The organism is Drancourtella massiliensis (assembly GCF_016900655.1).
Classification (GTDB): Bacteria; Bacillota; Clostridia; order Lachnospirales; family Lachnospiraceae; genus Sellimonas; species Sellimonas catena.
Genome location: NZ_JACJKH010000004.1, coordinates 61,765 through 72,208 on the forward strand (window position 1 = coordinate 61,765; position 10,444 = coordinate 72,208).

Annotated in this window: 10 protein-coding genes and 1 riboswitch; all 10 genes read left to right on the forward strand. The window is 51.1% G+C overall.

The annotated features are described in order from the left end of the window. The 10 genes from sdaAA to H6A32_RS03275 all read left to right on the forward strand — a co-directional run bounded on the left by sdaAA (position 1) and on the right by H6A32_RS03275 (position 10,443). Positions 1–876, forward strand: a complete 876-nt coding sequence (gene sdaAA, locus H6A32_RS03230) for an L-serine ammonia-lyase, iron-sulfur-dependent, subunit alpha (protein ID WP_118635497.1) — start codon at positions 1–3, stop codon at positions 874–876. Positions 877–957: 81 nt separating this feature from the next. Then, a complete protein-coding gene (locus H6A32_RS03235) occupies positions 958–1,923 on the forward strand; it encodes a type II CAAX endopeptidase family protein (protein ID WP_087254990.1) in 966 nt (321 codons plus the stop codon). Between the two features lie 15 nt (positions 1,924–1,938). Further along, positions 1,939–2,325, forward strand: a complete 387-nt coding sequence (locus tag H6A32_RS03240; protein WP_087167187.1) for a DUF6483 family protein — start codon at positions 1,939–1,941, stop codon at positions 2,323–2,325. Further along, on the forward strand, positions 2,303–3,439 hold the full coding sequence (locus tag H6A32_RS03245; RefSeq protein WP_087254987.1) for a cobalt-precorrin 5A hydrolase: 1,137 nt from the start codon (positions 2,303–2,305) through the stop codon (positions 3,437–3,439). The genes H6A32_RS03240 and H6A32_RS03245 overlap by 23 nt, the downstream gene beginning before the upstream one ends. Further along, entirely contained in the window at positions 3,436–4,239 is an 804-nt protein-coding gene (gene cobK, locus H6A32_RS03250; protein WP_204863746.1) for a precorrin-6A reductase, read from the forward strand. Before H6A32_RS03245 ends, cobK begins: the two co-directional genes overlap by 4 nt. Further along, positions 4,224–4,802: a bifunctional adenosylcobinamide kinase/adenosylcobinamide-phosphate guanylyltransferase gene (locus H6A32_RS03255; RefSeq protein ID WP_087254982.1), complete on the forward strand. Its 579-nt coding sequence runs from the start codon at positions 4,224–4,226 to the stop codon at positions 4,800–4,802. The genes cobK and H6A32_RS03255 overlap by 16 nt, the downstream gene beginning before the upstream one ends. Further along, positions 4,778–5,308: a cob(I)yrinic acid a,c-diamide adenosyltransferase gene (locus tag H6A32_RS03260; protein WP_243424846.1), complete on the forward strand. Its 531-nt coding sequence runs from the start codon at positions 4,778–4,780 to the stop codon at positions 5,306–5,308. Before H6A32_RS03255 ends, H6A32_RS03260 begins: the two co-directional genes overlap by 25 nt. A 10-nt stretch (positions 5,309–5,318) precedes the next feature. Further along, the gene (locus H6A32_RS03265) at positions 5,319–6,449 is read left to right on the forward strand and encodes an exonuclease SbcCD subunit D (RefSeq protein WP_204863747.1); all 1,131 of its coding nucleotides are present in this window, start codon (positions 5,319–5,321) and stop codon (positions 6,447–6,449) included. After that, positions 6,446–9,241, forward strand: coding sequence for an SbcC/MukB-like Walker B domain-containing protein (locus H6A32_RS03270; protein WP_204863748.1), 2,796 nt, complete (start codon positions 6,446–6,448; stop codon positions 9,239–9,241). The genes H6A32_RS03265 and H6A32_RS03270 overlap by 4 nt, the downstream gene beginning before the upstream one ends. A gap of 75 nt (positions 9,242–9,316) precedes the next feature. Then, positions 9,317–9,504: riboswitch (cobalamin riboswitch) on the forward strand. A 153-nt stretch (positions 9,505–9,657) separates the two neighbouring features. Then, positions 9,658–10,443 (forward strand): sirohydrochlorin cobaltochelatase, encoded by a 786-nt coding sequence (locus H6A32_RS03275; protein WP_204863749.1) that lies wholly within the window; start codon positions 9,658–9,660, stop codon positions 10,441–10,443. The last annotated feature ends 1 nt before the right edge of the window (position 10,444 follow it).

Consider the following 10,444-nt stretch of genomic DNA (forward strand, 5'->3'; position numbering starts at 1 on the left):
ATGGATTTTATTTCAGGACAGACACTTCTTGAAGTGTGTGAAAAGGAACAGCTTCCGATCTCGGAAGTGATGAAACAAAGAGAGATTACCTGCGGTGGAATGCAGGAAGAAACGATCAGGGAAAAGCTTTATGAAGCACTCGGAATTATGAAGAATGCGGTGGAAGAGCCGATCAAAAATCCGAAAAAGTCGATAGGTGGTCTGATCGGAGGGGAGGCAAAGCTTGTGGCGGACCACGAGGGAGCCGCTTCTTCCGTGTGCGGCACGCCGCTGTCAAGAGCGATTGCCTACAGTATGGCGGTACTGGAAGTCAACGCCTCCATGGGACTGATCGTGGCAGCGCCTACAGCAGGATCGGCCGGTGTTCTTCCGGGTGTTCTGCTTGCCATCCGTGATACAAAGGAGGCAGATGATGAGATGCTCTTAAAAGGACTTCTCAATGCATCGGCAGTCGGCTATATTCTGATGCGCAATGCATCCGTGTCCGGAGCAGAGGCGGGCTGTCAGGCTGAGGTCGGAGCAGCATCTGCCATGGCCGCGAGCGCAGTAGTGGAGATGATGGGAGGTACACCGCAGATGTGTCTGGATGCTGCATCCATTGCGATGGCAAATCTTCTCGGCATGGTGTGCGACCCGATTGCGGGACTTGTAGAGGCACCTTGCCAGAGCAGAAACGCCATCGGAGTGGCGAACGCGCTGACCTGCGCGGAACTTGCGCTCAGTGGAGTGAAAAGTGTGATTCCGTTTGATGAGATGGCGGAGGCCATGTATCATGTAGGAAAAAGTCTTCCATTTGAACTCAGGGAGACAGCCATGGGTGGCTGTGCGGGAACACCGACCGGATGTGCGCTTGGCTGTGAGATCTGCGGCAGATAAGGAAGAGCAGGGGGGATTTTGCAGGAGAAAAGAGCGGGGGAGCATCCTCCCCCGTTTTGATTTTGGAAAGAAGGGGTAACAATGAACAGACAAACGAAACCACTAAAACCTTACCATGGACTGATTGTCCTGATCCTGACTGCGGTCTGCATCTTCTTGATCGGTCCGGTGCTCAGTAATTATATGGGACTTTACGGGACTTTGATCAGTGAGCTTTTGATGCTTGCCGGTGCGGTAGGATGCACCTTTTTGTTCCGCGGTAATCCGAAATACGTATTCCCGATTCATAAACCGACTCCGCACGGCCTGTTTGGTACTTTTCTCTTCTGGATGGGAACAATCGGGATCGCTATGGTCTTTACCGTAGTGCTTGCATGTTTCTTCCCGGATGAAATCATGGGAACAAGTGCAGGACTTTCTTATACATTCTTAAGTGTTCCGGTGCTGGTTGCCGTACTGATCGTATCCATCACGCCGGCATTCTGTGAAGAGGCCGTGTTCCGGGGGATAGTCTTTAACAGCTTCTGGCCGATTGGAAACAAGTGGATAGTCATTGTGCTGACAGGATGCATTTTCGGAGCATTTCACGGTAGTATCTGGCGCTTCTTTCCGACAGCCATTCTGGGGATGGCAATGGCTTATCTTCTGGCGGAAACCGGAAACATGGTTTACAATATCATGTTCCATGCCATCAACAACCTGCTTCCGCTGGTTCTGATGTTCGGAATGCAGTGGCTGATGGACGGCCTTTATCAGGTGGCCGGAAGCGCGGCATATTCACAGACGGGTTCCTACAGCTCTTCCTATAACCTCGCGTCGGCAGGGATCTATGTTGCGATGACCGGGATTGCCCTTGTCCTGATTTACGCGGGCAATTTCCTGATTCACATGGGAAGAAAAGGATATGAAGGAAAGATGTTTGGCGGACACAGAAAGAAACATCTCTACATTCTGATCGGTGCAGCCGTCGGATTTTTCGTGCTCGGATGTTTCCTTGTGATTGCGTCAGCGGCGGCCGGCGCATTTGGACGTATGATTTACTACTAAAAAGAGGTGACAGCAATGGGACTGAAACAGGATTTTGTACTGAGAAGGCTGGAAGACCAGGGAAGGTTTCTGGCCAGACTGATTCTTGGAAAAGAGGAAGCGAAATATGAGCTTCCGGAATATGAAGCGATGGATAATGAGGTGGACCGCCTTTACAGAAAGATCCTTTCTCTTGCGGACGCAGGGGAGATCAATGAAGCGGAAAATCTTCTTCTGGAAGAGCTGGAGACAGGGGATCTGCAGATGTTTGAGATGGCACTTTGCTTTTATCTTCATCTGGCACATATGGACGAGGAGTTTTTGGAGGAACACCAGTATACGAGAGAAGAAATCGGAGAGGGGATGGAATCTCTGGCAGAGGACTTTGGGGTGAGCGGACTTGAAATCAGCATGGGAAAATAAATGCGGCACCATTCGCGTCATCAGCTTTACATCCGAAGGACACCGGCGAAATGACCTCCTGAGAGAAACGCTCGAGAAGGCGGGACTTTCCTGTGCAGGGTACCGGAAAGGTACGGCGCCGGGAGGCAGTATGCTCTGTGAAGTGACGTCCATGTACGACTGGGTCGGGGAAGGATGGGGGAAAGACACCTATCTCTTTATCGGAGCGGCAGGAATCGCCGTCCGGAGCATTGCCCCGCTTGTAAAGGATAAGTTCACGGACTCTCCGGTGCTTGTAATGGATGAAAAAGGCGGATATATTATTCCGCTGCTTTCAAGTCATCTGGGAGGAGCAGGCGAGACTGCCCGGATTATTTCCGCTCTTACCGGAGCGGTTCCGGTGGTCACGACAGCCACCGATCTGAACCGGAAATTTGCGGTGGATCTGTTTGCGAAGGAAAACGGAATGCAGATTTCGGACAGAACTCTTGCAAAAGAGATTTCCGCCCGGATTTTGCAGGGAGGAACAGTCGGTTTTTATTCGGACTTTCCGGTGAAGGGGAATGTGCCGGAGGAACTTCTGGTAAAGGAAGAGTACGAGGAACTGAGAGAAGCAGTGCCCGGCATCGCAGTGCTTGAAAAAAAGCCGGAGGAGGCGATGCCAAATGTTCTGTATCTGTACCCGAAGATAGTAAGTGTGGGGATCGGATGCAGAAGAGGCGTAAAAAAAGAAAAGATAGAACAAAAGATCCGAAGTGTCCTGGAACGCGGAGGATGGGAGATAGACCAGATCGGGGTGATCGCAAGCATCGACCGAAAAGCAGATGAGGAGGGAATCCTTGAGTTTGCGTCAAAATACAGGATTCCATTTCGGACGTATACGGCCGGGGAGCTCAATACGGTGGAGCAGGTGACATCCTCTTCTGATTTTGTAAAGAATATAACAGGGACGGACAACGTGTGCGAGAGGGCAGCCCTTCTTGCAGGACGGTCCGGAGAACTGATTTATAAAAAAGAAAAGTTCGAAGATCTGACACTTGCGGTTGTGCGGATGCATTACGAAGTAACATTCGGACGGACAGAGCATACTGCATGCCGGGTGCAGGACCAGGAACGAAAGGGGGAAAAATCATGAAGCATATCTTAATCTTTGCGGGAACGACGGAAGGGAAAGAGCTGATGGAGAAGATCAAGCACTTTCCGGTGGAAGTATTTGTCAGTGTAGCCACGGAATACGGAAAAGAATGTCTTTTAAAGGAACCGGAAGAAGCACGGGCACCATATGCAAAACACGGGGAGGTACAGGCCGGAAACTTAAATATCATCGCAGGACGCATGAAAGAGGTGGAAATGAAAAACTATATCCGCAGACAGGAGATTGATCTTGTTGTGGATGCCACCCATCCGTTTGCCCGTGAAGTGACGAAAAATATCAAAGAGGCATGCCGGGAGACGGGAGTTCCTTATATCAGGCTTCTGAGAAAGCCGGTGCAGAAAGAGGAAGGCCTCATCTATGTCTCTTCGATCGAAGAAGGCGTCGGATTTCTGGAGAAGACAGAGGGGAATATCCTGATCACTACAGGAAGCAAGGAACTTGCTGCCTATGCGGAACTGACAGATTACCGGAACCGCTGTTATGCAAGAGTGCTGTCTACGAAAGAATCCGTGGAGGAGAGCGTGCGCCTTGGACTGGAAGGGGATCATTTGATTGCCATGCAGGGACCTTATTCCGAGGAGATGAATATTGCAACGATTCATCATGTGAAGGCATCCTGGCTGATCACAAAAGAGTCCGGAAGCGCGGGCGGTTTTGAAGATAAGGCAAGGGCCGCAGCAAAGACCGGCACGGTCCTTGTAGTGGTGGAACGGCCAAAAGAAGAGGGCTGTACATTTGAGGAAACAGTAGAAAGGATCCATGCATGTTCGTTACAGTAACAGGGGGAAGCGGAAGCGGGAAGTCTGCAATGGCTGAAGATATCTCCCAGAGCCTGTGTAGCGGGCCGAAGATCTATGCGGCGACGATGATGGTGTATGATGAGGAGAGCAGAAGACGGATCGAACGACACCGGAAACAGCGGGCCGGGAGACAGTTTACCACGCTGGAATGTCCGTCCGGACTGGAAGAGATTCATTTTGAAGAGAAAGCGGCGCTTATTCTGCTGGAATGTGTTTCCAATCTTACGGCTAATGAACTCTACAGCGGGGAGAATTTTGCCATGCAGGATCCGGAAGAGACGGCAGAGCGGATTATCCGCGGGATTGCACATTTCGCTGACAGTGCGGACCATCTTGTCGTTGTGACAAACGAAATGTTTCAAAACGGAACGAAAGACGATGAAATGAAACAGTACCTTTCTGTAGCAGGCCGGGTAAACCGCTATCTGATGGCAAAATCCGATGTGTTTATTGAAGCGGTGTACGGCCTGCCGTATTTCTGGAAAGGAAGCGGACATCTTCATATGGAGAAAGGAACATGGATATGGGACAAAACGGATTGATTCATATATACTGCGGGGATGGAAAAGGAAAGACCAGCGCTGCCATCGGGATGATGATCCGGGCCGCCGGAAGAGGGAAAAAGATTCTCCTTGTCCGGTTTCTAAAGAATGAAGATTCCGGAGAGCTTTTCGTTCTGGATCAGATCCCGCAGATCGAGCGGATCCGGATGCCGGAGGGCTACGGATTTTACTGGACTTTGACGGACGAAGAAAAAGAGCGGATGAAAGAAGAGTACGAACGGATCTGGGAAGACATCGAGAGCCGGGCGGCAGGCTATGACATCCTTGTGATGGATGAGTTTATGGCGGCGTTCGGGCACGGCCTGATTCCTCGTAAGCGTGTACTTTCCTTTCTCAAGGAGAAGCCGGAGCATCTGGAAGTTGTCCTGACGGGACGAAATCCGGATGAACGGATTCTGGAAATGGCAGATTATATTTCCGAGATCCGGGCGGTGCGCCATCCGTTTGAGCGTGGCGTCCCTGCACGGGAAGGAATTGAATATTAGGAGGAAAATTATGAGATTGCTGCATATATCGGATCTGCATCTTGGAAAACGGGTTAATGAGTATTCCATGCTGGAGGATCAGGCCCACATTCTTGAGCAGATTCTGAAGATTGCCGATCAGGAGCAGGCGCAGGGAGTGCTGATTGCAGGTGATGTCTATGACAAGCCTGTTCCGCCAGCGGAAGCAGTGCGGCTTCTTGATTATCTGCTGAGCAGCTTTGCGGACCGGAAGATTCCGGTCTTTTTCATAAGTGGAAATCACGACTCCAGAGACAGGCTTTCCTTTGGAGCGGAGCTGTTTAAGAAAAGCGGCGTGTATATGGCATCAGAAGGATTTCTGGAAAAAGTGGACCGGGAGGATGAATACGGTGAACTTTCCATCTGGCTGATGCCGTTTTTAAAACCGGCACAGGTGCGGAGTGTCTATCCGGAAAAAGACATCCAGACATACACGGACGCAGTGCGCGCAGTGCTGGAAGAGGCAGATCTGGATCCTGCAAAGCGGAATATTCTGGTAGCCCATCAGTTTGTGGCGGGAGCCGTACAGTGTGAGTCGGAGGAGGTCTCCATCGGGGGCCTGGATCAGGTGGATGTGTCGGTGTTTGACGGATTTGAATATGTAGCCCTTGGCCATCTGCACAGACCCCAGTCTGTCACAAGGGAGACAGTACGCTACTGCGGAACGCCTTTGAAATATTCGTTTTCCGAGGTACACGATCAGAAATCCGTGACCATTGTGGAGCTGAAAGAAAAAGGCGAGACCGCGATCAAAACAGTTCCGCTTACCCCTCTGCGGGATATGAAGGAACTGAAAGGGACATATTTACAGCTGACGAGCCGGCCGTTTTACGAGACGCAGGAGCGGGATTCCTACTTTCACATTACACTTACCGATGAGGAAGATGTGATGGATGCGGTCGGAAAACTTCGGATGATTTATCCGAATCTGATGAAGCTTGACTATGACAATGTGCGGGTACGCACGCAGATGCAGTACGAAGAAATGGAAGCGGTAGAGCAAAAACGGCCGGATGAAGTCGTATCGGATTTTTATCAGATGGTTAACGGGACACCGCTTTCGGACGCGCAGAGAAAACTGGTCACAGAGATAATGGAAGAAGTATGGGAGGGAGAACGATGAGACCGGAAACACTGATTTTATCCGCATTCGGCCCGTATGCGTCCAGACAGGAGATTCCCTTTGAAAAACTGGGAAAGCACGGTCTCTACGTGATCTCCGGCGATACCGGCGCGGGAAAGACGACAATTTTTGATGCCATCACCTTTGCCCTTTACGGTGAGCCTTCCGGAAACCGGAGAAAAGCGGATATGCTGCAAAGCAAATATGCAGCAAACGGGGAGGAAACTTATGTGGAGCTGACATTTTCGGTCGGCAGTGCAAGATATCAGATTCACCGGAATCCGGAATACCAGCGCCCGAAAAAGCGGGGCGAGGGATGGATTACCCAGAAGGCGGATGCCGTTCTGACGATGCCGGATGGAAGTGTGGTGACGGGTGCCAGAACTGTTACAGAAAAGTGCGAGGAAATTCTCGGACTGAAAAGAGAGCAGTTTACACAGATTGCCATGCTGGCTCAGGGAGAGTTCCAGAAGATGCTCTTTTCTTCCACTGAGGAAAAGAGCCGGATTTTCCGGATGCTGTTCCACACGGCGCCATATCAGGTATTTCAGGAGAAGATGAAGCAGAAGGCGGCAGGCCTGAAAAGAGCATACGAGGAGGTGGAGCAGAGTATCCGCCAGTATGCCGACGGCGTCCTGATACCGGAAAAAGAGGAAGCGCTCCGGGCAAAGTGGGAGGAAAGCCTGCAAAGTCCGGATAAGGAAGAATGGCTTTTGACGATTGAGGACATCCTTGAAACCATGCAGAAGGAAGAAGAATGTCTGGAACAGGAGATCAGCCGGACGGAAGAGGAAGCACAGCAGTATGGCGAAAGGCTGAATGAGGCTGTTCAGGAGCTGAAAGCAAAGCGGGGAGAAAAACAGCAGAAAGAAGAACTGGAACAGCTGATCCGGAAAAAGGCGGTCTGCCAGGAAGCACTTCGGAAGGCACAGGAGAATGCAAAAGGTAATGAACTGGTGCAGGAGCGGATTTTGAAAGAATCCATGCAGCTGGAGACTTACCGGGAACTGGAGGAAAAGAAGAAATCCTGGGAGAAGAGACGCAAGGAGGCCAAGAATCTTTCTGACCGTCTGGCAGCTGTAATGGAAAAGCAGAGAAAGGCAAAAGAAGAAATCGAGCGGTGCCGTGCCTTACTGTCGGAGATTCCTGATCCGGAGGAGGCATGGAAAGAACTTCTGCGGCAGAAACAGCAGACGGAAGAAAGACATCAGAATCTGAAAGAATTTCTGCTGATCTGCGGGCAGTACCAGGAGGCAAGAAAGGAGCAGGAGACTGCGCAGGAGGCCTACCTTTGCGTCCGGGAGAAGGTAGAGAAGGCACAAAAAGAGTATCAGGAGCTGGAACGGGCCTTTCTGGACGGGCAGGCAGGGATCCTGGCAGCCGGATTGACAGACGGGGAACCCTGTCCGGTGTGCGGTGCCCTGCACCATCCGGATCCGGCGAAAAAGCCGGAAGAAATCCCTGATGAACAGACGTTGAAACAGAAAAAAACAGTACTTGATATGCTCATGGAAGAGGATAAGCAAAAGAGCCGGAAGGCAGGCGAGGCCAAAGGCCGCACTGAGACGGCGGCAGGCCAGCTCAGGCAGAAGGCCGCACTGCTCTGGCCGGATGAGGAACCGGCGGGTCTGAAGGAAGCGTACCAGAGAATGAAAGAGGAAGGCTGCACTTTGGAAAACCGGAGACGGGAACTGCAGCAAAAAGAAGAAAGTCTGAACAAACAGCAAAAGCAGAAGCAGGATGCGCAGAAGCGGGAAAAAGAGCTGGAACAACAGACAGAAGAACAGACAGGCATCATTCTTCATCTGGAACGGGAGACGGCCTCCATGCGGACAGAACAGGAAACAGAAGGAAAACGGATTCAGGAAATCGGGGAGAGCCTTCCGTATGATTCCTATGAAGAGGCACGCAATGTGATCCGGAAGATGGAGCTGGAAAAACAGGAAAAAGAAGAGGCTTTGGAAGTGGCAAAAGCGGCATACCAGAGCACGGAAAATGAGATCTCTGCCTGCGAAGCATCCATCCGTGTCTGGACGGAACAGCAGAAAGACCGGGAGACGCCGGAAGAGGAGAAACACCGGGAAAAAGAGGAGCTGGAACAGAAAAAACAGGAGACACTCCTGAAAAAGCAGCGTCTGCTTGCCGAAAAGGAACAGCTCCTTCCGGTGCTCAGTGCAGACAGGTCCGCCCTTGAGAAGATGAGGGCGGCCGTGAGGCAGCAGGAAGAGACAGAGAAGGAATACCGGATTGCCGGCGCTCTTTCCGATACGGTCAACGGCACACTTGGAGGAAAGGAAAAAATCATGCTGGAAACCTATGTGCAGATGGCCTATTTCGACCGGATTCTTATTCGTGCAAACCGCAGGCTTCTTGTCATGACAGACGGTCAGTATGAGCTGGTCCGCAAAAAGACAGCGGACAACCGGAGAAGCCAGAGCGGCCTTGATATGGATGTGATCGATCATTACAACGGTACACAGCGCAGCATTCATACACTGTCAGGCGGGGAGTCCTTCCAGGCATCTCTTTCCCTGGCACTTGGGCTTTCCGATGAGATTCAGTCCATGGCCGGAGGCATCCGGATGGAAGCGATGTTTGTGGACGAGGGGTTCGGGACACTGGATGAGGAAGCGCTGGATAAGGCGGTCCGCGCCCTTGCCTCTCTAAGTGAAAGCAACAAACTTGTGGGAATTATCTCTCATGTGGCAGAGCTAAAGGACCGGATCGACAAAAAGATTCTCGTAAAGAAAGAAAAAGGTGGAGAAAGCCGGGCATACGTTGTAATCGGATAATGTTCTTCAGACCGTCCGGAGGGGCGGGATCGGTTGACAGGGGTCTTTGCCGATGGTATCATAAACAGGAATCAAACAGAGAAATCATTTAAAAGTACCTTAGTTTCAGAAGGAGTAAAAGGGAATCCGGTGAGAATCCGGAACAATACCCGTTGCTGTATAAGGGGAGCTTTTCTTAAATGGGCCACTGTGCAGATGCATGGGAAGGGAGAGGAAAGCACGGATCCTTAAGTCAGAATACCTGCTTTTAAATGCTTCGGAAAGGTTACGGGATTATGACAAGTACGAGAAACACAGAGGACGTCAAAGGGAAATAGAAATGGATATGGAGAAAGAGGCAGAGGAAGGACTGTCTGTTTTTCCATATCCTTTTTTGGTGTCAGTCGTCGATGTCAGACCCATATGGGAGGACAATTATGAGAAAAGCAGTTTTGACGGTGAGCTTTGGAACGAGCCACCTGGATACAATGGAGAAGACGATCGGAGCGGTGGAGAAGGCGCTTGCGGAGGCATTCCCGGACCGGACGCTGTACCGGGCGTTTACAAGCGGAATGATCCTGAGAAAATTGAAATCGGAGTTTCAGATGGAAATCTGCAACGTGGAGGAAGCCATGGAGCAGATGGCGCGGGACGGAATTGAGGATCTTCTCATCCAGCCGACCCATATCATCCACGGATTTGAATACGAAAAGATGACAGAGCAGATCGAGCCGTACCGGGAACGGTTTGAAACAATCCGCATCGGAGCACCGCTTCTTGCCACGATGGAAGATTATGAGGAGGCGGTACACCTGATTATGGAGGATGCCGGACTAAAAGCGGACGAAACATTAGTGCTCATGGGCCACGGGACAGAGCACCATACCAATGCGGCCTATCCGGCCCTCGATTATACCTTCTGGGCGAAAGGATACCGAAACGTGGTAGTCGGCACGGTAGAAGGCTTCCCGGAGATGGAGGAAGTACTGAAAAAGCTGAAAGAGCAGCAGGCCGAAAAGATTCTTCTGATGCCGTTCATGATTGTGGCGGGCGACCATGCGAAAAACGACATGGCAGGAGAGGATGCGGATTCCTGGAAATCGATTCTGACAAGAGAAGGATATGAAGTGCGCACCGTCTTAAAAGGTCTCGGAGAGATTCCGGGCATCCGGCAGATGTTTGCGCGTCATGCCAGGGAAGCAAAGGAGTGTCCGAAAGGATAAA